Below are 20,358 nucleotides of genomic sequence, written 5' to 3' on the forward strand. Positions count from 1 at the left end.
GCCATTATTCCGCCTCAGCTACTTCTGGCAGGCCGCGCAATAAAAGGTCGAACGACCGGCCTGCACTATCCTTTCAACCGTACCCCCGCAGCCGGGTGTACGGCAAGGCTGGCCTTCCTGATCGTAGACTGAAAAGGAATGCTGGAAATAACCGAGCGTTCCGTCCGTCTGTATATGGTCGCGCAGGGAAGAGCCGCCGGCGGCGATTGCGTCCGCGATCACGTCTCGGATCTTCTCCGTGAGGTTGATGAGCTCCGGCTTCGGTTCTCCGGTTTTGGTCACCAGCGTTCCCGCCGCCCGCAAAGGCGAGAGATGGGCACGCCACAGCGCCTCACAGACATAGATATTGCCAAGGCCCGCAATGACCTTCTGGTCCAGCAGCGTGCTTTTTAACGGCTGGCTTTTACCCTGGAACCGGCTCGCGAGATAATCCGCGCTCAGCGCGTTGCCGGTCGGTTCCGGTCCCAGCCCCGCAAAAGCGGGGTAGAGGTCGAGCTTGTTGCGCTCCACCAGATGCATGAAGCCGAAGCGGCGCGGGTCATTATAGATGACGCAGATGCGCTCTTCGCCCTTATCCAGATGAAAGACGACATGATCGTGCTTGCCGTCCTTCGAGCGGGCATAATGAAACGCGCCGGGCGCGTTCCTATTTCCCGCCTCATCCGCCGCCGCCTCGATACGGAACGAGCCGGACATTCCAAGATGGGCAACGATCGTCAGCCCGTCTTCCAGCTCTATCAAGAGATACTTCGCCCTGCGCCCGAGCGATATGATCGTCCTGCCCTCGATCAGGCCCGCGAAGTCCTCCGGGAACGGAAAGCGCAGATCGGGACGGCCAAGATGGAGCTTGCGGATTCTTGCCCCTTCCATGGTGGGCGCGAGGCCGCGTCTAACGGTTTCGACTTCTGGCAATTCTGGCATCTGGCTTATCCGGCAGTTTATCGTTAGGACCATGTGGTCTATACAATGCACGCGAAATGTCGCGCCCAGGCGATGCGGCAACAGATAGCGTCGCCATGGCGTTTCCGCTATGGTCCGCCACGCAATTAATATGGAGACAGACGATGACCGACGCCCGTACCACTGCCCAAGGCGGCATGGAAACGTCCTATGGCTTCCACAAAGTGGACGAAGGCAAAAAGCAGGGGCTGGTCAACGATGTCTTCCACAAGGTGGCCAAGCGCTACGACATTATGAACGACGTGATGTCGGCCGGCCTGCACCGGCTGTGGAAGGACGCCATGGTGTCCTCGCTTTCACCGCGCAAGGACGCCTCTTACAAGGTGCTTGACGTAGCTGGTGGCACCGGCGATATCGCCTTCCGCATCGTGGAAGCCTCCAACCGTCTGGCGCATGCCACCGTTCTCGATATCAACGGCTCGATGCTTGCCGTTGGCGAGGAGCGCGCGGCAAAACGAAAGCTCTCCGACAATCTGACCTTCGTTGAAGCCAATGCCGAGGAGCTGCCCTTCGAGGCGAATACCTTCGACGCCTATACGGTCGCCTTCGGCATTCGCAACGTACCGCGCATCGACGTTGCGCTGAAAGAAGCCTACCGCGTACTGAAACGTGGCGGGCGACTGCTGGTGCTGGAATTTTCCGAGGTGGAAATGCCGCTACTCGACCGCGTCTATGATGCATGGTCGTTCAACGCCATTCCGCAATTTGGCAAGATGATCACCGGGGATGCCGAGCCCTATCAATATCTGGTCGAGTCTATCCGCAAATTCCCCAATCAGGAGGATTTCGCGACGATGATCCGCTCCGCCGGCTTTTCGCGCGTGACCTACACAAATTACACCGGCGGTATCGCCGCCCTGCATTCCGGCTGGAAGCTTTAAGACGATGTCCGGCAAAAGCAGGAGACAAGCATAAGCATGAGCACTTTGGGCGCATATTTCCGCCTCGCAAGGGTTGGCTGGGTTCTCGTGCGCGAAGGCGTCGTGCTGGCCTTGCCATCCGATGACCTTCCTGCCTCCGCGCAAGTGATGAAGGCATTGCTGAAGCCATTCGCCCGCAGCAAGGCCAAGCGGGCGCAGCGTAGCGACCGGCTAGCGGTAGCTGTCGAGCGGCTTGGCCCGTCCTATGTGAAGATGGGACAGTTTCTGGCCACAAGGCCGGATGTGGTCGGCGCCGACTTCGCCGACGATCTTGCGAGCCTGCAGGACCGCATGGCATTTTTCCCCGCAGCCGCGGCCAAGGCCAATATTGAAGGTTCGCTCGGGCGGTCTGTTTCGGAACTCTACAGGGAATTTGGCGATCCGATCGCCGCCGCTTCCATCGCCCAGGTTCACCCGGCGATAGTGGATACGCCGAAAGGGCCGCGCAAGGTCGCCGTCAAGGTCATTCGCCCCGGCGTTCGCCAGCGCTTCCAGAACGATCTGGAGGCGATGTATCTGATCGCCGACCTGCAACAGCGTTTCGTCCGCTCTGCCCGCCGCCTGCGGCCGGTGGAAGTCACTCGCACGCTGGAACAGACAACCAAGATCGAGATGGATCTGCGGCTTGAGGCCGCCGCCCTTTCCGAACTTGCCGAAAATACCAAAGAAGACCCCGGATTCCGCGTTCCGGAGGTAGATTGGGAACGCACCGGCCGCGATGTCGTCACCATGGAATGGATCGACGGCGTCAAGATGTCGGATATTGAGGGACTGAAGGCTGCCGGTCACGATCTGAACAAGCTGGCTGATACCCTCATCCAGTCCTTCCTGCGGCACACCTTGCGCGACGGCTTTTTCCATGCCGACATGCACCCCGGCAATCTCTTTGTCGATCCGCAGGGCATGATCGTAGCCGTGGATATGGGCATTGCCGGGCGGCTGGGCAAAAAAGAACGCAGGTTCCTTGCCGAAATCCTCTACGGCTTCATCACCCGCGATTACATGCGCGTCGCGGAGGTGCATTTCGAGGCCGGTTATGTGCCGGGCCATCACGATAAAGCCAGCTTTGCGCAGGCGATCCGCGCCATCGGCGAACCGATCCACGGCCAGCCGGCCGAGACGATCTCCATGGGCAAATTGCTGACGCTGCTGTTCGAAGTTACCGAGCTCTTCGACATGGAAACGCGCCCGGAACTGGTGATGCTGCAAAAGACCATGGTGGTGGTGGAAGGCGTATCCCGCATGCTCAATCCGCGTTTCAACATGTGGAAAGCGGCCGATCCGGTCGTCAGCGGCTGGATAAGGGACAATCTTGGCCCGAAACGCATTGTCACCGATCTGAAGGACGGCGTGAAGGCGGCTCTCAAGCTTGCGGAAGCGGCCCCCGAGATCGCTGCCAAGACGGAGAAGCTGCATTCCGACCTGGTGTATATGAGCGAGAACGGCCTGCGTTTCGACGCCCAGACCGCGGAAGCGATCGGCAAGGCGGAAGCGCGCCACACCAAATGGGGCCGGGCGGCGCTCTGGGTGATTGCGCTGACGCTTCTCTATATCGCGATCAGGATCAGCTAAACGATATTCAAACTCGGCGCTCACGCCGGTGCGGCACACTTTCGAACCGAAAATCGCCGGTCTTCCAGTTCGATAGATGCGTACCATGCTGCTGCAACATATCGAGGATAGTGACCTGATCTTGATTGAAAGTTAAATGATTGCCGGACGGGAATTGAGATTGATGGCAAAAAATGAAGCCGTAAAACGGATCCTTACCTATTGCTCTTGGCCCATGGTGTTTTTTCTCGGTCTTACCGGGGCTTATTTCGCTTTTTCGAGTGAACATCCGATCACCACATTCCTCGCCGTCTACGCGGGTGCGGTGGCCAGCCTGTTTCTTCTTGAGCGTTACATTCCCTATGAGACGGAATGGCTTCAATCTGATGGTGAAACCGTCAACAATATCGCCCACACGCTCTTGACCAAGGGGCTTGTTCAGCTTGCTGCCACGGCAGCGGTGCTCTTTCCAATGCTGACCGCCATTTTTCTGCAACCTTTGGCGGCCATGAAATTCGACCTGTGGCCTTCTCAGTTGCCGATGGTTGTTCAGGTCACGCTCGCCCTGATGATCGCTGAATTCGGTCTCTACTGGGCGCACCGTATCGCCCATGAAACGGTGTTCTTCTGGCGTTTTCACGCGCTTCATCACAGCGTTGTCCGCCTTTGGGTCGTCAATACGGGCCGTTTTCATGTGGCCGACTCGCTGTTCAAGATCGCGCTCAGCCAGATTCCGCTTTATCTCATGGGCGCGCCGTTGCAGGTGTTCTGGTGGCTCGCGGCTGTGACCGCCTTCATCGGCATTCTGACCCATTGCAATGTGGATATGAAAACCGGGCCGCTGGACTACGTGTTCAGCACGCCCCGGCTGCACCGTTGGCACCACTCCAAAGAGCTGCCTGAGGGAAATACCAATTATGGTGAGAACCTTGTCATTTTCGACCAGTTGTTCGGCAGCTATTTCAATCCCGATCGCCCTTCCTCGACCAACATCGGCATCAAGGGAGAAATTGCAAAGGGCTTTCTGCCACAGCTTTTTCAGCCTTTCACCAAGGAAGGGGTTCGCCAGATCATCGGGCGAAACACGAAAGAAAATTGAAGGGATTGGCGACAATGCCGCCTTCAGGCCGGGAGAATTCCCAGTTCGACCCGCAGCTTCTTCGTCAGCCCTACAGCAACGAGTTCATAGGAGCGGCGGACATAGTGTTCCAGCTCCTCTTGCTCCAGCGGTGAATGATCGGAGATCGATATCCATTTGCGCTTGGCGAAATAAGGTGCCTGATGGATACCTTCCAGCGAGGTGAGGATTTCGAAGCTTTCCTCCGAACATTTCACCACAAGCCGCCAGTCGTCGCGTTCACCCAAAACGGAAAAGACCTTGTCTCCGACCTTGGCAACGTGGGAATCCCACTGATCGACGAAACGGACGCCCGGCCATTCGCCGAGCACCCTGTCGAATGTCTTGCGATCGAAAAGGCTCATGCGAGTTTCTCCGCGATAAGGGCCGCCAGACGTTTGGCGACTTCGGCCTTGTCCATATCAGGCCAGGCCTCGATACCCTCATTCGAAATGATCTTCACGCTGTTGCGGTCTCCGCCCATGATGCCGGTTTCCGCCGACACATCATTGGCAACGATATAATCGGCGCCCTTGCGCTCCAGTTTGGCTCGGCCGTTTTTCTCGACATCCTGCGTCTCGGCGGCGAAACCCACCACCAGCTTCGGGCGCTTTTCGTGGTGGCCGACGGTTTTGAGAATATCGGGGTTTTCCATAAGTTGCAGCGCAGGCGGGGCATCGCCCGGCTGCTTTTTGATCTTCTGCTCCGAAGAACCCGCCACCCGCCAGTCGGCGACAGCGGCGACCATGACGGCGATATCCACCGGCAGCCTTGAAATCACCGCATCGCGCATCTCCTCGGCACGCTCGACATGGACCGTTGCAACGCCCGCCGGATCGGCAATCGTGACGGGACCCGAGACCAGCGTTACCTCCGCACCCAATTCCGCAAGCGCAGCTGCGATGGCATGGCCCTGCTTGCCGGAGGAGCGGTTGGCGATGTAACGCACCGGATCGATCGGCTCATGGGTGGGGCCGGAGGTAACGATCGCCGTTCTGCCTTTTAAAGGCTTTGGCCCGCCATCCAGCAAAGCCTCGACGCCTTGGACGATCTGCAAAGGCTCCGCCATACGACCAAGACCAGCCTCGCCCTTCTCCGCCATTTCGCCTGCCATAGGGCCGATGACAAACACGCCGTCTTTTTTCAGCGTTTCGACATTGCGCACCGTTGGCTTTGCCGACCACATTTTTGGGTTCATGGCAGGTGCGACCAGCACCTTCCGATCGGTCGCCAGAAGGATCGTGGAGGCAAGATCATCAGCCAAACCATTCGCCATCTTCGCCATCAGATCAGCGGTGGCGGGCGCGACCAGCACGAGGTCGCATTCGCGTGCGAGCCGGATATGCCCGACATCCTGCTCGTCCTGCCTCGAAAAAAGCTCGGTGAAGACGTGGGTGGCGGACAGTGCGCCAACAGCAAGCGGAGTGACGAATTCCTGTGCGCCCTTCGTCATGACTGGCGTCACCTTCGCGCCGCGCTCTTTCAGACGGCGGATGAGGTCGAGGCTCTTATAGGCCGCGATGCCGCCGGAGATGATGAGGAGAATATGTTTGCCTGAAAGCGTCATGATGCCGGACCAGTTTCCCGTTTAACCGGGAAACTAAGCCCTTGGCATTCAAAGTGCAATCCGGCTGATATCACGCCGCCTTGGCAACGTGATATTCCTTGATCGCGACCATCTTGATCGCCGGAAACCGCTCGGATTCATACCGCAGCGAGAAGGCATCCTGCGCCAGAAACACCGGATCGCCATCCAGATCGCGAGCGATATCGCCGCGCTTGACGTTGAGGAACTTGTCCATTTCCGCCGGCTGATCGGACGAGATCCAGCGGCAGACGGAAAAGCGAGACATTTCAAACGAGACCGGCAGGCCATATTCGCCCATCAGCCGTTCCTTCAACACATCGAGCTGCAGCGCGCCGACAACGCCGACGATGGCGGGCGAGCCATCTTCTGGCGAAAAGAGCTGCACGACACCTTCTTCCGCCATCTGCTGCAAAGCTTCCTTCAGCTTCTTCGCCTTCATCGCGTCTTCCAAGCGCACGCGGCGCAGGATTTCCGGCGAGAAGTTCGGCACGCCCTGGAATACGAGGTTTTCACCCTCGGTCAGCGTATCACCGATGCGCAGCGTGCCGTGGTTGGGAATGCCGACCACATCGCCCGCAAAGGCGGTATCGGCCAGCTGGCGCTGTGACGCGAAGAAGAATTGCGGTGCGGTCAGCCCCATGAGCTTGCCGGTGCGCGACAGCCGAGCCTTCATGCCGCGCTCCAGCTTGCCGGAGCAGATGCGGGCAAACGCGATGCGGTCGCGATGGTTGGGATCCATATTGGCCTGAATCTTGAACACGAAGGCCGTCATCTTGTCTTCCGCCGCATGCACGGTGCGGGTATCCGCCACCTGATCGCGCGGCGGCGGGGCGAAATCACCCAGCGCATTGATGAGGTCGCGCACACCGAAATTGCGCAGCGCCGAACCGAAGAATACTGGCGTCATGTGACCTTCCAGGAACGCCTGACGGTCGAAGGGGCGGCAGGCTTCCAGAGCCAGTTCCGTTTCCTCGATAAAGACCTTGCGCTCATTTTCCGGCAGACGATCGGCGACAGCCTGAGGGCCGTTGACCGAAAGGCCATCCACCTGCGTGTCGTTGCCACGAAAGGTGTTTTCAGCAAGATTGTAAGCGCCACAGAAGCTCTTCGCCCGGCCGACCGGCCAGGTGATCGGCGCGGTATCGAGCGCCAGCTTTTCCTCGACCTCGTCCAGAATCTCGAAGGGATCGCGGCTTTCGCGGTCCATCTTGTTGATGAAGGTGATGATCGGAATATCGCGCATGCGGCAAACTTCGAAAAGCTTCAGCGTGCGCGGCTCGATACCCTTGGCGGCATCGATGACCATGATCGCCGCATCCACCGCCGTCAGCGTGCGGTAGGTGTCATCGGCAAAGTCTTCGTGGCCGGGCGTATCGAGGATGTTGAAGACGCGGTCGTTATATTCGAAGGTCATGACCGAAGTGACGACCGAAATGCCGCGCTCGCGCTCGATCTTCATCCAGTCCGAACGGGTCTGGATGCGATCCTTCTTCGCCTTCACCTCACCGGCAAGCTGGATCGCTCCGCCGAACAGCAGCAGTTTTTCCGTAAGCGTGGTCTTACCCGCGTCCGGGTGCGCAATAATAGCAAAGGTGCGGCGGCGGGAGACCGCCTCGGCAAGTGTTTCGGCCATCTGACAAATCCTGTGGAATTGCGGGGTATCTAGCGTTTCAGGCCCGCATTTGCAATTGACCTTGCCGCGATCTCGGCAAACTAATGCCGCATGACCGTTCAAAATGATAATCGCCCCCTCCTCCGGCTTGTGCGTCTCGCCAATGGCGCAGACCTCGAATTGCCTTCCTATGAAACCCGTGGCGCCGCCGGAATGGACCTGCGCGCCGCAGTGCCGGCCGATGAACCGCTGACTTTGCAGCCGGGCGAACGGGCGCTGGTGCCGACCGGTTTCGTCTTCGAGGTTCCACAAGGCTATGAGGCGCAAATCCGTCCGCGCTCCGGCCTCGCCATCAAGAACGGCATCACCTGCCTCAATTCCCCCGGCACGGTGGACAGCGACTATCGCGGCGAAGTGAAGGTCATTCTCGCCAATCTGGGGCAGGCCGATTTTGTCATCGAGCGCGGCATGCGCATCGCACAGATGGTGATTGCACCAGTTACGCAGGTGGCAGTCAGCGAAGTGGCCGAAACATCCGAGACGGCACGCGGTGCCGGTGGTTTCGGCTCCACGGGGCTTTGACCAGCCCCCTTTATGGGCGATTGTTTTCACCCCTGATTTTCGCTATTGATCTGGCGGATTTTCGGGGAAAATGACCATGACGCTGACGACCCTTCTTGCCTATGGCACCGCACTCTTCATCGCCGCTGCCATTCCCGGCCCCGGCATGACGGCGATTGTGGCGCGGGCGCTTGGATCGGGGTTTCGGGAAACCTTCTTCATGGGCCTCGGGCTGGTGCTGGGCGACATGATCTACCTGACCGGCGTGATCCTCGGCCTCGCCTTCGTGGCGCAGACTTTTCAGGAGGCCTTCATGGTCCTGAAGTTTGCCGGCGCAGCCTATCTTCTCTATATCGCATGGAAGCTCTGGACCGCCGGCCTCTTGCCACAGGACCTGAAGGCAAAAAAAAGCACCAGCATTCCCATGTCGTTTCTGTCCGGCCTGCTGATCACGCTGGGTAATCCAAAAACCATGCTGTTTTATGTGGCGCTGGTGCCGACGCTGATCGACATCCGCATGATCGGCCCATCGGAATATGCGACACTTCTGGCGCTGACCTTCGTCGTGTTGATGGCCGTTCTCCTGCCTTACATCCTGCTTGCTGCCAAGGCGCGCAACCTCCTGAAACGGCCAAGTGCGTTGACGATCCTCAACCGCACCGCGGCGGGAATTCTGGCGGGAACGGCGACCATGATCGCGATCCGCAGCACCTGAAACGATTTCGTGCATTTGCCTGATTTATCGTGAATTTTTTCCGGTAATCAGACGATATTAGGACGAACGTTCGCTGGCCTGACAAGACTATTGCTCCTATTCTGCCGCTGAAATCTTGCGGCCACACATCGTGTGGCCTTCATACAGGAGAGCATCATGCCCGAAGCCAGAAAGCCCGGACGCGGACGCGTCTATTCCTCCATCACCGAAACAATCGGCGATACGCCGATCGTGCGGCTGGACAAGCTGGCGAGGGAAAAGGGCGTGAAGGCCAATCTTCTCGCCAAGCTGGAGTTCTTCAACCCCATCGCCTCCGTGAAAGACCGCATTGGCGTTGCCATGATCGAAGCGCTGGAAGCCCAGGGCAAGATCACCCCCGGCAAAACGACGCTGGTTGAGCCGACCTCCGGCAACACGGGCATTGCGCTAGCCTTTGCCGCCGCCGCCAAGGGTTACAAGCTGATCTTGACCATGCCGGAAACGATGTCGGTCGAACGCCGGAAAATGCTGGCCTTGCTGGGCGCGGAACTGGTGTTGACCGAAGGCCCGAAGGGCATGAAGGGCGCCATCGCCAAGGCGCAGGAACTGGCCGAAACCCTGCCAGACGCGATTATTCCCCAGCAGTTCGAAAACCCCGCAAACCCGGATATTCATCGCAAGACGACAGCGGAAGAAATCTGGAACGACACCGAGGGTGCTGTCGATATTTTTGTTTCGGGCATCGGTACGGGTGGCACTATCACCGGTACGGGCCAGGTGCTGAAATCCCGCAAGCCGGAGGTGAAGGTCATTGCCGTCGAGCCAGCCGACAGCCCGGTTCTTTCCGGTGGCAACCCCGGTCCGCACAAGATCCAGGGCATCGGCGCCGGTTTTGCACCCGCGATCCTCGACACTGGAATCTATGACGAAATCGTCACCGTGACCAATGACGACGCTTTTGAAATCGCCCGTCTGGTGGCGAAGCTGGAAGGCGTACCCGTCGGCATCTCCTCGGGCGCGGCACTCGCAGCGGCGATCAAGGTCGGCGCACGTGAGGAAAATGCCGGCAAGAATATCGTCGTCATCATTCCCTCCTTCGCGGAACGTTACCTTTCGACCGCCCTTTTCGAAGGGCTTGGGCTTTAAGCCGTTCCTCTTCGGTCAGGCCGCAAACGCGCGCCTGACCGCAATGACCGATTGTGCCGCCGGCCATCCGCCAGCGGCACAATTGTTTTAGCCGATAAAGGGCGAAGGAAGGCCGCTTATGCCGCCGCCGTCAGTCTTTCACCGGCAATGCGGTATGAAATGGCTTCCGCCACATGGATACGTCCGACAGTTTGTTTGCCGTCCAAATCAGCCAATGTGCGGGCGACCTTGAGAATGCGATGATAACCGCGTGCGGAGAACTTCAATTGTTCGGCAGCATCGCGCAGCAATTGCAGCCCGGAAGCATCGGGCTCCGCATATTTTTCGATCAGCGTTGTCGTGCAGCGAGCGTTGGTGCGAATGCCTGAAGAGCCCGCCGCCGCATAACGCTCCTGCTGCGCAAGGCGGGCGCGAGCGACACGGGCGGCCACCACCGAACTCGGTTCGGCAGTCATGGGACGGATGAGGTCAGTGGCGGAGACGGCGGGAACGTCGATGCGGATATCGATGCGATCCATCAGCGGGCCGGAAATGCGGGCCTGATAATCTGTCATGCAACGTGGCCCTCTGGCGCAAGTGAAACCCGGCTCCCCCGCTCTGCCGCACCGGCAGGGGTTCATCGCAGCGACAAGCTGGATTTCCGCCGGATAGGTGACGCGGTGATTGGCACGGGCAACGATGCATTCGCCCGTTTCCAGCGGCTGGCGCAGCGCATCCAGCACCTGTGGCGCAAACTCCGGGAACTCATCGAGGAAAAGAACGCCGTGGTGGGCAAGTGAAGCCTCACCCGGCTTGGCACGCAGCCCTCCGCCGATCAGCGCGGCCATGGTGGCGGAATGGTGTGGCGTGCGAAACGGTCTGCGGTCCGACAGCTTGCCGCCGGATAATTGGCCGGCGATGGAATGGACCATGGACACTTCCAGCAATTCCGCAGCCTCGAGCGGTGGCAGAATTGAGGGCAAGCGCGCGGCGAGCATGGATTTGCCGGAGCCGGGCGGGCCAACCATCAGGAGATTATGGCCACCGGCCGCTGCCACTTCCAACGCGCGCCGGGCCGTCTCCTGCCCCTTGATATCGGCCAGATCCGGCAAATTGACCGGATTGGCGCGGATCGCGGGCATCGGGCGGGAGAGAAGCTGGGTGCCGCGAAAATGGTTGGCAAGCGCAATAAGGCTGCGTGGGGCGAGAATATCGATGCCAGCCCCGGCCCAGGCTGCTTCCGGCCCGCTATCAGCCGGGCAAATCAAACCCTTCCCGAGCGCATTGGCACCGATGGCCGCGGGCAGAGCGCCCGAAACCGTGCCGATGGTGCCATCGAGATTGAGTTCGCCGAGAACTACATATTGCCCGAGCGCTTCCGCCGGGATCGCTCCCAACGCGGCCATGAGACCCAAAGCGATCGGAAGATCGAAATGCGATCCTTCCTTGGGCAAATCCGCAGGCGCCAGATTGACCGTGACTTTTTTTGCCGGCAGCGCCAGACCGGAGGCGTGGAGCGCGGCCTGCACCCGCTCCCGGCTTTCCGCCACCGCCTTGTCTGGCAGGCCGACAATCTGGATGCCGACCTTTCCGGGTGCGACCATCACCTGCACCTCGACCGGCACACCCTCTATTCCCTGAAATGCAACCGTATTGACCCGTGCCACCATGGCCTGCCCCCGCAAACCGGCCACAACATCAAAGCATTATGCCCCGATGGCGGCCACTCTCAAGTAACCTGCCACAGAGCAAAGAATAAAACAAGAACATTAAGCGAACAATTTCGCGCGAACGGTGTATTTCAGTTGTATAGAGTTGTGCACGCGGAACAAACGCAGGTGGCGAGGAAATTGCCTCAGAAATCCTGTGCTTCGCGCTTTTTCTCGATCGCATCCCACAACAGGCTTGCCACATCGGCACCGCCGAATTTCTGCACTTCACGAATGCCTGTCGGTGAGGTGACGTTGATTTCCGTGAGGTAATCGCCGATCACATCGATGCCAACGAACAGGAAACCGCGCTCGCGCAGGGCGGGGCCGATACGGCGGCAGATTTCCTTCTCACGCGCGGTGAGTTCCGTTGGCTCCGGGCGGCCGCCGGCATGCATGTTGGAGCGGGCATCATTTTCCGCCGGCACGCGATTGATCGCGCCCACGGGCTCGCCATCCACCAGAAGGATACGCTTGTCGCCCTTGCGAACATCCGGCAAGTATTCCTGGGCGATATAGGGTTCGCGGAACATCTGGCCGAACATTTCCAGCAGCGATGAGAAATTGCGGTCGTCCCGCGCGGAATGGAAGACGCCTGCACCACCATTGCCATAAAGCGGCTTGAGGATGATATCGCCCATTTCATTGCGGAAGCGGGCGATTTCAGAGACATCCTTGGTGATCAGCGTCTTCGGCATCAGATCGGCAAATTCGGTGACGAAAATCTTTTCCGGCGAGTTGCGGACCCAGGCGGGATCGTTGACAACAAGCGTTTTGGGATGAATGCGCTCGAGCAAATGGGTCGAGGTGATGTAGGCCATGTCGAATGGCGGATCCTGGCGCAGATGAATGACATCCATGGTCGAGAGATCGACCCGCTCCGGCTCCGAGAGCGAAAAATGGTCGCCCTTGATATCGCGCAGTTCCATCTGTTCGACGGTCGCGTAGATCTTGCCATCGCGCATGGAGAGGCGTTCGGGGGTATAGTGAAACAGCCGGTATCCACGTGCCTGCGCCTCAAGGCTCATGGCGAAGGTGGAGTCGCCGGCGATATTGATGCCGGAGACATGATCCATCTGGATCGCGACGTTCTTGATCTTCGCCATGCGCATCTTCCTCTTGCAGCATGCGGACGCTTCGCGGTTCCGCCGTGCCCATTGCCTCGTCTGTTCGCGATTCCCCGCAGGACCGGAAGAGACCCGGAAATGCTTCAGAAAACCCTGAAGATGTAGGGCAGCGACCATTCAAACGCAACTGCTGCGAGGGGTGCTTTTTGTGAGTTTTATTGAACCTTCACAATTCCGCAGGTGGCGCTGCGCAGAGCCCCACCTGCCGGAGTGTTTTACCAGTTCAGGCCGCCAGCTTGTAGGAACGACCGGCAAACAGCTTGTTCTTGACCCGGTAGGCCAGAGCCAGCGCCGTGGGGAAAGGGCGGCGCATGAAGGCAACCTTGCGGACATACTCATCCACGCGCCAGGTGGCCCATGTTCCCGCGCGGAAATAAGCGACGTCACCCACCCGCAGGATACTGACTGTGCCGTCTTCCGCCGTCACATGCACCTCACCCTCAAGGATATAGACGGTCTCGTCCCAACCGAAGAACCATCGGAACTCGCCCGCCGTACAATCCCACATGGCTGTGCTGGAGGCGCGGTCTCCGCTTCTGGAATGATCCGCCGCACGCGCCTGAGGATCACCGGAAATTATCCAGTCGGGGTTGATGGGGGCCGGCTGCAGCCGCAAATCGGTGCAGGACGCGCTAACCACGCTCTCGTCTTTTGCCCGGCGCAAAGAGGCGGACAATATCGGCACCGTGCGGATGGCCATGGTGGCAGCCGCCGCGAACATCATCTTCAAAGGCATATTAGAAAACCCCCGTGAAATATTGGAGATCTTCTATCATCGGGATCGTAACGAAGCGGTTTTGACAATCGGCGCAATTTTAGTCATCGCGCCGATTTCTTATCGTCCACTCAGGCCGTTGCCAACTGCACGGGCTGCGCCACAGCCTGTTCCGCCTTGCCCGCTATGCGCTTACCGGTCTGGCTGGAGAAGAAGTGCAGCTTGTCCGGAGATATGGCGACCGACAAGGTAGCCGGAATCTCGACCTCCGGCGAAAACGCCACAGTCAGGTTCTGGTCGCCGATCATGCCGTGGATAAGACGCTGCGAGCCGAGTTCCTCGATATACTCGACGCGTAGCGAAAAACCGAGCTCACCTGCCGCCGCCAGGCGGAAATCTTCCGCCCGCATGCCCACAGTAACCGGGCCGGAGATGGGGGCGAAACCGTTGAGCGCGATCAGCGACGGCCCGACCGCAAGGCTATCCCCATGCAACTCGCCGTTCAGCAGGTTCATGGCGGGAGAACCGATGAAGCTTGCGACAAAGGTGGAAGCGGGGGCGTGATAGACCTCAAGCGGTGCGCCGATCTGTTCGATGCGGCCGCCGTTCAGCACCACCAGACGATCTGCCAGCGTCATGGCTTCCAGCTGATCGTGCGTGACGTAGATCGAAGTGGTGCCGAGGCGCTTTTGCAGGCGCTTGATCTCGCCGCGCATGGAAACGCGCAGTTTGGCATCAAGGTTGGACAGGGGCTCATCAAACAGGAAGGCGGCCGGTTTGCGCACGATGGCGCGGCCCATGGCGACTCGCTGACGCTGGCCGCCAGAAAGGGCGCGCGGCTTGCGCTCCAGATAGGGTTCGAGCTGGAGCATGCGGGCGGCCTCGGCCACGCGCGCATCGATCTCCGCCTTCGGCGTCCTGCGGTTCTTCAACCCGTATTCCAGGTTCTGGCGCACCGACATATGCGGATAGAGCGCATAGTTCTGGAACACCATGGCGATATCCCGGTCAGCCGGATCTACCTGGTTGACCACCCGGTCACCGATCTTCACCGTGCCTTCGGAAATATCCTCAAGTCCGGCCACCATACGCAGGAGCGTGGACTTGCCGCAGCCGGAGGGACCGACGAGAACAATGAACTCGCCGTCCCTGATGTCGATATCGACGTGATGCACGGCACGCACGCCGCCATGATAATCCTTGCAGACCTGACTGATTTCTATCGCGGCCATTTTCGGTTTCCTTATTTGTCGCTTTCCGTCAGGCCCTTGATGAACCAGCGCTGGAAGATCACGACGATCATCACAGGCGGCAGCATGGCCAGAACGGCAAGCGCGAAAGCTTCGTTGTAATCGGGGATTTGCGAACCGACCCAGACTTGCAGGATCGACTTGATGCCGCGCATCAGGGTGAAGAAACTCTCGTCCGTGGTCATCAGCATGGGCCAGAGGTACTGGTTCCAGCCGTAAACGAACATGATGATGAAGATCGCCGCCATCATGGTACGGGAAAGCGGGATGATCACATCAATGAAGAACTTGACCGGGCCCGCACCGTCGATGCGAGCGGCTTCCAGCAATTCTTCAGGAATGGATTTGAAGAACTGCCGGAAATAGAAGGTGCCCGTCGCAGACGCCAGAAGCGGCACAATCAGACCGGTATAGGAGTTCAAGAGGCCGAGTTTGCTCATCACCTCATAGGACGGCATGATGCGTACTTCGAGCGGCAGAAGCAGGGTGGTGAAGATGATCCAGAAGGCAAGCGTTGCAAACCGGAACCGGAAATAGACGATCGCATAGGCTGCCATCATCGACAGGACGATCTTGCCGACGGCAAAACCGATGCCGAGGATCAGCGAGTTGAGCACCATGTTGAGACCGGTGATCTGCCCGGTGAAGCCGCCCTTCTGCGTCAGGACCTTTTCATAGGTTCCGACGAAATTGTCGCCCGGAATGAGTGTCAGGCCGCTGCGGTGGATCTCCGCCGCCGTATGGGTGGACGTCATGAATGCCACGACGACAGGCAATATCAGGAACAGTGCGCCAATGATCAGCACCAGATGGTCGAGGGGTTTTGTCTTGTACATTGTCTTTTCCCTCAATTGTAATGGATGCGTTTTTCGATGAAGCGGAACTGGATGATGGTCAGAACGAAGACGACCAGCATCAGGATGACGGACTGAGCAGATGAACCGCCGATGTCATTGCCGCGGAAACCGTCGAGAAAGACCTTGTAGACTAGCGTAATCGGATTGTTGGCGGCCTTGTCCTTCACCATCACGTCGATAATGCCGAACGTATCGAACAGCGAATAGGTGATGTTGATGATCAGCAGGAAGAATGCAGTCGGTGCCAGAAGCGGCATGATGACCGTCCAGAACCGGCGCACGCTCGATCGGCAATCGATGGCGGCAGCCTCGCGCACGGCGACGGATACGCCCTGCAATCCGGACAGGAAGAAGATGAAATTATAAGGGATCTGCTTCCAGACCGCGACGGCAATCATGGCGAAGGCTGTATCGAAGTAGTTGAGGCCAACCTTCATATCCCAGCCCAAAAACGCGGCCATCTTGACGAAAGGCCCGATATGCTGGTCGAAAAACATCATGCCGATGAGACCCGCAACCGGCGGCGCGATGGCGTAAACGGAGATCAGCAACGTCTTGTAGGCGGAACTGCCGCGAACGACCGCATCGGCCTTGACCGCAAGCAAAAGACCGAGCGCCAGCGAAAAGAAAGTGACCAGCACGGTGAAGACAACCGTGAATTTGGCGATGTTTAGATATTCCGGATTGAAGATGGCATCGGAATAATTGGCGAATCCCACGAACGTTGCACCGAACCCGAAAGGGTCTTCGATAAAGAACGACGATTGCACGGCCTGGACGGAGGGCCAGTAGAAGAAGATGAAAATCACCGCCAGTTGCGGCGCCAGAAACAGATAGGGCACGTAGGACGAGGAGAACTGCACGCGCTTCATGCTGGCTTCTGCGGCCTTCGCCGTTTTTCCGGTTTTTGCAGACCGGCCGGATAGAAACCGGGCCAGACGCGGTTGAGACGATGTATAGGCCACGCTTGCGCCTCCTTAATCCAAGAGCGAGCCTCCTTTCCGGCGGAAAGGAGGCTCGACAACTATCGTTGTTTCAAAAAGGGCGATCAGCCAGCCGTTTTAGCGAAACGGGCGAGAAGATCGTTGCCTTCCTTTTCGATGATGTCAAAGGCGTCCTTCGGCGTTACTTCGCCGGAGAAGATGCGGTTGTATTCGCGTTCCATGATGGAGCGGATCTGCGGGTAGAAACCGAGGCGGTAGCCCTTGGACCATTCGCCTGAAGGCAGCGACAGCTGCTGGATACCGACTTCGGCGGCAGGCTTTTCCTTGTAGAAGCCTTCAGCCTTGGCCTTTTCGTAAGCAGCCGTGGTGATAGCGACGTAACCGGTTGCCTTGTGGTAGAAGACCTGGATTTCCGGCGAAGTCAGGAACTGGAAGAAGTCAGCCACGCACTTGTTTTCGGCTTCAGACTTGCCCGACATTGCAAAGAGGGCAGCGCCGCCGATGAAGGAGTTGGTGCCAGCGCCCTTGATGGAGCCCCAGTAGGGAAGGAAGGTTGCCGAGAACGGCATGGACGCCGTCTTCTGCAGGCCACCGAACGAACCCGAGGAACCGATCCAGAGGGCAACCTTGCCTTCTTCGAAGGGCTTCTGGTTGTCGTTCCAGCCGGCGCCGTAGTAGGCGAACAGACCCTTGTCTTTCCAGTCCTTCAGCTTGTCGAACATCATGACGAGGTTCGGGTCGGTGACCTTGAGCTTGGTGTCAGTGACGCTGTCGTAACCATTGTTGTTGGTTGCGAACTGGATGTTGTTGCGGGAGAAGAAGTTCTCCGTGAACTGCCAGGTGAGCTGCGACTGGACGAGCGGGATGTAACCGGCTTCCTTCAGCTTCGGTGCGACCTTTTCAAAATCTTCCCAGGTCTTCGGAGCTTCGACGCCGGCCTTCTTCAGGGCTTCGTCGTTGACATACATGATCGGCGCGGAAGTGTTGAAAGGCATGCCGACGAACTTGCCGTCAGCGGCAGCGTAGAAATAGCGGACGCCGTTGATGAAGGCTTCGCGGTCGAACTTGTAACCGGCCTTGTTGATGAGGTCTTCCGCAGGAATGACAGCGCCCTTGGCGTTGATGATGGTGGCAGCGCCAGCATCGAAAACCTGAAGAATGTTCGGCTGTTCGCCCGAACGGAAAGCAGCGATGCCGCTTGCAAGCGCTTCTTCGTATGAGCCCTTGGAAACCGGCGTCAGAGCGCATTCCTTCTGGGCTTCGTTGAACTTCTGCGAAACTTCGTTGATGACTTCGCCGTTACGGCCGCCCATGCCGTGCCACCAGGTGATGTTGGTCGCAGCCATGGAAGACGTTGCCGAAATGCTGACCGCCACTGCGGCCATGGAAATCTTCTTCAACATTACTAAATCCTCTCCACCATTTATTGGGATGAGGATGCGAATAGAGACGTTCCATGACGCCTCTTTAACGGTTTTATGTCAGATTTATTACAGTCCCTGCGATAGGGACTCCATTCTTCCAGAAACGGATGTCTCAAGCGTCCTTGCGCTTTATCGGGCGAGCCGGATTTCCGACCACCGTCGTCCCGGCCAAGACATCCCGCGTCACCACCGAACCGGCCCCGACGATCGCGCCATCGCCAATGGTGATGCCGGCCAGAAGGATCGCGCCGCCGCCGATCCAGACATCGCGACCGATCGTGACCGGCTTTGCGATTTCAATGCCTTGCGAACGCGGAACCGGGTCCAGGTGATGTTCGGCGCAATAGATCTGCACGGCCGGCCCCAACATCGCGCCATCGCCAATCCGCACGGGCGCAGAATCAAGAATGACGCAGCCGGTATTGAGATAGACGTTCGCACCCAACGTAATGTTGAAGCCGTAAGCGCAATGAAACGGTGCTTCGATAAAGGCTCCTTCCGCAACGGAGGCAAAGAGCGCCCGCAGCAAAGGCGACATGGCCTTGCGCTCATCCGGCGGCGCGGTGTTGTGCTGGTGAACGGCACGGCGGGCGCGGGCGCGCAGCACATCCAGTTCGGCATCCATGCAACAGTACCATTCGCCCGCAGCCATTTTTTCCCGCTCAGTGGACATTGCCCCCCCCTCAAAATGCGTCGATGAAATGCTGCGGCAGGCGTCGTGGCAGGACTGCGACGATATCGAAACGCAACGAAAACCGCGCGGCATCCTTGCGTCGGGAGAGCCAAATATCGGCAGCCGCCCGAATGCGCTGTTGCGAACGGAAGCCGACCGCATCGACAGCCCCGGCACCGGAAGGCCGCGCCTTGACCTCGACGATGGCGACGACATCCTTTTTGCGGGCAATGAGATCGATTTCTCCCAGCCGGGTTCGATAACGAATGGCGAGGATGCGGTATCCTCGAAACAGCAGATAGAGTGCTGCCCAGTATTCCGCAGCGTGGCCGCGTCGCTCGGCCTTTCGTCTTTTGTTCGTTTGCCCGTCAGCGGCCATCCGCATCCTTCATATCCAGCAGCCGTTGATAAAGCTCCTTGCGCGGCAGGCCCGTCAGCTTTGCCGCCTCGGCTGCGGCCCTCGCGGCAGGCATGGTTGTGACGAGATCCTTCAGAAGTCTCTCGACATCCTCGATGTCGGGAATTTCGTCATAAGAGGGCGGTTCTATCAGGAGCACGATCTCGCCCTTCACCACACGGTCCTCGTCGTAATATTCCGCAAGCTCGCCCAGCGTGCCACGCCGGAACTCCTCGAAAGTCTTGGTCAGCTCACGGCACACCACAGCACGGCGATCGCGGCCAAGGACTTCCGATGCCACCTTTACGGAGGTGCCAATGCGGCGTGGCGATTCAAAAAACATGAGGGTGGCCGGAATTTTCGCAAGTTCGGCAAAACGGTCGCGCTTGCCGCGATCCTTTACCGGCAGAAAGCCCGCGAACAGAAAGGCGTCACTCGGCATGCCAGAACCGACAAGGGCAGCAAGCGGCGCAGATGCTCCCGGCACCGGCACGACGCGATGACCGGCCTCCAGCGCGAGCTGACCAAGGCGATAACCGGGATCGGAGACGAGTGGCGTTCCGGCATCCGACACCAGCGCCACGGATTTTCCGGCCTCCAAAGCGGCGATCAGTTTTGGTCCCGCTTCCTGCGCATTATGCTCGTGATAGGAGAGCGGACGTGTGCGGATACCGTAACGCTCAAGCAAAATGCGGGTGACGCGGGTATCCTCGCACGCGAGAACATCGGCAGATGCCAGCGTTTCCAGCGCCCGGATGGTGATGTCTCCGAGATTGCCGATGGGAGTGGCCACGAGATAGAGCGCCGGCTCCAACGGCCGCGCCGGAATAGTGGCCGTGCCGATCCTGAAGCTCTTGGTCGCCTGTCCGGCGTCGCTGTTCGATATTTCTTCCGTCACACGGCTTCCAATCATTCTGGCCGATCATTCCCGGCCGGTCGCTCCAGTTTTACCCCTTTATGGGCAATAGAAAACCGGCGAACAAGGTCCACGGGCGGTCACAGGCTGTGGATCATGCTGTATAGCAGCAAAATGACCGGCGGCAGATGCACTCGGCTCTTGCATTTTCTGCAATAACTCTGCCATTTTGCCCGTCCACATTATCCGGCGTTCCGGCCGGTCAAGACTCTTCTTAC

The 20,358-nt window shown here is 58.8% G+C and carries 20 protein-coding genes; 6 read left to right on the forward strand and 14 right to left on the reverse strand.

Annotated elements, in window-relative coordinates; genetic code table 11:
* Positions 1-18 precede the first annotated feature (18 nt).
* Positions 19-921, reverse strand: coding sequence for a bifunctional DNA-formamidopyrimidine glycosylase/DNA-(apurinic or apyrimidinic site) lyase (mutM, locus tag ASD46_RS05520; RefSeq protein WP_025592251.1), 903 nt, complete (start codon positions 919-921; stop codon positions 19-21).
* A 143-nt stretch (positions 922-1,064) separates the two neighbouring features.
* Between mutM and ubiE the strand changes: the two genes are divergently transcribed.
* The 3 genes from ubiE (at position 1,065) to ASD46_RS05535 (ending at position 4,530) form a co-directional block, all read left to right on the forward strand.
* Positions 1,065-1,841, forward strand: a complete 777-nt coding sequence (gene ubiE / locus ASD46_RS05525; RefSeq protein ID WP_003514739.1) for a bifunctional demethylmenaquinone methyltransferase/2-methoxy-6-polyprenyl-1,4-benzoquinol methylase UbiE — start codon at positions 1,065-1,067, stop codon at positions 1,839-1,841.
* A 36-nt stretch (positions 1,842-1,877) separates the two neighbouring features.
* Positions 1,878-3,452 carry a 2-polyprenylphenol 6-hydroxylase gene (gene ubiB / locus ASD46_RS05530; protein ID WP_019564439.1) on the forward strand — a complete coding sequence of 525 codons (1,575 nt, stop codon included), beginning with the start codon at positions 1,878-1,880 and terminating at the stop codon, positions 3,450-3,452.
* A gap of 163 nt (positions 3,453-3,615) precedes the next feature.
* A complete protein-coding gene (locus ASD46_RS05535) occupies positions 3,616-4,530 on the forward strand; it encodes a sterol desaturase family protein (protein ID WP_025592249.1) in 915 nt (304 codons plus the stop codon).
* A gap of 23 nt (positions 4,531-4,553) precedes the next feature.
* Here the strand turns inward: ASD46_RS05535 and ASD46_RS05540 are convergent, their stop codons facing one another.
* The 3 genes from ASD46_RS05540 to ASD46_RS05550 all read right to left on the reverse strand — a co-directional run bounded on the left by ASD46_RS05540 (position 4,554) and on the right by ASD46_RS05550 (position 7,769).
* The gene (locus tag ASD46_RS05540; protein WP_025592240.1) at positions 4,554-4,913 is read right to left on the reverse strand and encodes an MmcQ/YjbR family DNA-binding protein; all 360 of its coding nucleotides are present in this window, start codon (positions 4,911-4,913) and stop codon (positions 4,554-4,556) included.
* Positions 4,910-6,115, reverse strand: a complete 1,206-nt coding sequence (gene coaBC, locus ASD46_RS05545) for a bifunctional phosphopantothenoylcysteine decarboxylase/phosphopantothenate--cysteine ligase CoaBC (protein WP_025592238.1) — start codon at positions 6,113-6,115, stop codon at positions 4,910-4,912. Before coaBC ends, ASD46_RS05540 begins: the two co-directional genes overlap by 4 nt.
* A 70-nt stretch (positions 6,116-6,185) precedes the next feature.
* Positions 6,186-7,769: a peptide chain release factor 3 gene (locus ASD46_RS05550; protein ID WP_003514729.1), complete on the reverse strand. Its 1,584-nt coding sequence runs from the start codon at positions 7,767-7,769 to the stop codon at positions 6,186-6,188.
* A gap of 90 nt (positions 7,770-7,859) precedes the next feature.
* On the opposite strand from ASD46_RS05550, the gene dut reads away from it, so the two are divergent.
* The 3 genes from dut (at position 7,860) to cysK (ending at position 10,149) form a co-directional block, all read left to right on the forward strand.
* A complete protein-coding gene (gene dut / locus ASD46_RS05555) occupies positions 7,860-8,330 on the forward strand; it encodes a dUTP diphosphatase (protein ID WP_025592237.1) in 471 nt (156 codons plus the stop codon).
* Between the two features lie 76 nt (positions 8,331-8,406).
* Positions 8,407-9,024 (forward strand): LysE family translocator, encoded by a 618-nt coding sequence (locus ASD46_RS05560; RefSeq protein ID WP_035197720.1) that lies wholly within the window; start codon positions 8,407-8,409, stop codon positions 9,022-9,024.
* A 156-nt stretch (positions 9,025-9,180) separates the two neighbouring features.
* Positions 9,181-10,149, forward strand: a complete 969-nt coding sequence (gene cysK, locus ASD46_RS05565; protein WP_003514725.1) for a cysteine synthase A — start codon at positions 9,181-9,183, stop codon at positions 10,147-10,149.
* 116 nt (positions 10,150-10,265) lie between these two features.
* Here the strand turns inward: cysK and ASD46_RS05570 are convergent, their stop codons facing one another.
* The 10 genes from ASD46_RS05570 to rsmI form a co-directional block, all read right to left on the reverse strand.
* Positions 10,266-11,798 carry a YifB family Mg chelatase-like AAA ATPase gene (locus ASD46_RS05570; RefSeq protein WP_003514723.1) on the reverse strand — a complete coding sequence of 511 codons (1,533 nt, stop codon included), beginning with the start codon at positions 11,796-11,798 and terminating at the stop codon, positions 10,266-10,268.
* Between the two features lie 185 nt (positions 11,799-11,983).
* Positions 11,984-12,943: a glutathione synthase gene (gene gshB, locus ASD46_RS05575; protein ID WP_003514721.1), complete on the reverse strand. Its 960-nt coding sequence runs from the start codon at positions 12,941-12,943 to the stop codon at positions 11,984-11,986.
* A 244-nt stretch (positions 12,944-13,187) separates the two neighbouring features.
* On the reverse strand, positions 13,188-13,700 hold the full coding sequence (locus ASD46_RS05580; protein ID WP_060641869.1) for a cupin domain-containing protein: 513 nt from the start codon (positions 13,698-13,700) through the stop codon (positions 13,188-13,190).
* Between the two features lie 110 nt (positions 13,701-13,810).
* Positions 13,811-14,911 carry a sn-glycerol-3-phosphate import ATP-binding protein UgpC gene (locus ASD46_RS05585; protein ID WP_025592234.1) on the reverse strand — a complete coding sequence of 367 codons (1,101 nt, stop codon included), beginning with the start codon at positions 14,909-14,911 and terminating at the stop codon, positions 13,811-13,813.
* An 11-nt stretch (positions 14,912-14,922) separates the two neighbouring features.
* Complete coding sequence (gene ugpE, locus ASD46_RS05590) at positions 14,923-15,765, reverse strand: sn-glycerol-3-phosphate ABC transporter permease UgpE (RefSeq protein ID WP_025592232.1); 843 nt, start codon at positions 15,763-15,765, stop codon at positions 14,923-14,925.
* Between the two features lie 11 nt (positions 15,766-15,776).
* Positions 15,777-16,751: an ABC transporter permease subunit gene (locus ASD46_RS05595; protein ID WP_025592231.1), complete on the reverse strand. Its 975-nt coding sequence runs from the start codon at positions 16,749-16,751 to the stop codon at positions 15,777-15,779.
* 83 nt (positions 16,752-16,834) lie between these two features.
* Complete coding sequence (locus ASD46_RS05600) at positions 16,835-18,133, reverse strand: extracellular solute-binding protein (RefSeq protein WP_003514712.1); 1,299 nt, start codon at positions 18,131-18,133, stop codon at positions 16,835-16,837.
* Positions 18,134-18,266: 133 nt separating this feature from the next.
* A complete protein-coding gene (locus tag ASD46_RS05605; RefSeq protein ID WP_025592229.1) occupies positions 18,267-18,827 on the reverse strand; it encodes a sugar O-acetyltransferase in 561 nt (186 codons plus the stop codon).
* A gap of 10 nt (positions 18,828-18,837) precedes the next feature.
* A complete protein-coding gene (locus ASD46_RS05610; RefSeq protein WP_003514708.1) occupies positions 18,838-19,206 on the reverse strand; it encodes a YraN family protein in 369 nt (122 codons plus the stop codon).
* On the reverse strand, positions 19,196-20,137 hold the full coding sequence (rsmI, locus tag ASD46_RS05615) for a 16S rRNA (cytidine(1402)-2'-O)-methyltransferase (RefSeq protein ID WP_003514706.1): 942 nt from the start codon (positions 20,135-20,137) through the stop codon (positions 19,196-19,198). The genes ASD46_RS05610 and rsmI overlap by 11 nt, the downstream gene beginning before the upstream one ends.
* Between the last annotated feature and the right edge of the window lie 221 nt (positions 20,138-20,358).

This window comes from Rhizobium sp. Root491 (assembly GCF_001427205.1).
Lineage (GTDB): Bacteria > Pseudomonadota > Alphaproteobacteria > Rhizobiales > Rhizobiaceae > Agrobacterium > Agrobacterium tumefaciens.

Bases quoted from the DNA above. Each gene is read 5' to 3' on its own strand.
- gshB (WP_003514721.1), bottom strand. From the start codon at position 12,943: ATGGCGAAGATCAAGAACGTCGCGATCCAGATGGATCATGTCTCCGGC.
- ASD46_RS05550 (WP_003514729.1), bottom strand. From the start codon at position 7,769: ATGGCCGAAACACTTGCCGAGGCGGTCTCCCGCCGCCGCACCTTTGCT.
- mutM (WP_025592251.1), bottom strand. From the start codon at position 921: ATGCCAGAATTGCCAGAAGTCGAAACCGTTAGACGCGGCCTCGCGCCC.
- coaBC (WP_025592238.1), bottom strand. From the start codon at position 6,115: ATGACGCTTTCAGGCAAACATATTCTCCTCATCATCTCCGGCGGCATC.
- ASD46_RS05600 (WP_003514712.1), bottom strand. From the start codon at position 18,133: ATGTTGAAGAAGATTTCCATGGCCGCAGTGGCGGTCAGCATTTCGGCA.
- ASD46_RS05535 (WP_025592249.1), top strand. From the start codon at position 3,616: ATGGCAAAAAATGAAGCCGTAAAACGGATCCTTACCTATTGCTCTTGG.
- ubiE (WP_003514739.1), top strand. From the start codon at position 1,065: ATGACCGACGCCCGTACCACTGCCCAAGGCGGCATGGAAACGTCCTAT.
- ASD46_RS05605 (WP_025592229.1), bottom strand. From the start codon at position 18,827: ATGTCCACTGAGCGGGAAAAAATGGCTGCGGGCGAATGGTACTGTTGC.
- ubiB (WP_019564439.1), top strand. From the start codon at position 1,878: ATGAGCACTTTGGGCGCATATTTCCGCCTCGCAAGGGTTGGCTGGGTT.
- ASD46_RS05585 (WP_025592234.1), bottom strand. From the start codon at position 14,911: ATGGCCGCGATAGAAATCAGTCAGGTCTGCAAGGATTATCATGGCGGC.
- ASD46_RS05580 (WP_060641869.1), bottom strand. From the start codon at position 13,700: ATGCCTTTGAAGATGATGTTCGCGGCGGCTGCCACCATGGCCATCCGC.
- ASD46_RS05560 (WP_035197720.1), top strand. From the start codon at position 8,407: ATGACGCTGACGACCCTTCTTGCCTATGGCACCGCACTCTTCATCGCC.
- cysK (WP_003514725.1), top strand. From the start codon at position 9,181: ATGCCCGAAGCCAGAAAGCCCGGACGCGGACGCGTCTATTCCTCCATC.
- ugpE (WP_025592232.1), bottom strand. From the start codon at position 15,765: ATGTACAAGACAAAACCCCTCGACCATCTGGTGCTGATCATTGGCGCA.
- dut (WP_025592237.1), top strand. From the start codon at position 7,860: ATGACCGTTCAAAATGATAATCGCCCCCTCCTCCGGCTTGTGCGTCTC.
- ASD46_RS05570 (WP_003514723.1), bottom strand. From the start codon at position 11,798: ATGGTGGCACGGGTCAATACGGTTGCATTTCAGGGAATAGAGGGTGTG.
- ASD46_RS05610 (WP_003514708.1), bottom strand. From the start codon at position 19,206: ATGGCCGCTGACGGGCAAACGAACAAAAGACGAAAGGCCGAGCGACGC.
- rsmI (WP_003514706.1), bottom strand. From the start codon at position 20,137: ATGATTGGAAGCCGTGTGACGGAAGAAATATCGAACAGCGACGCCGGA.
- ASD46_RS05540 (WP_025592240.1), bottom strand. From the start codon at position 4,913: ATGAGCCTTTTCGATCGCAAGACATTCGACAGGGTGCTCGGCGAATGG.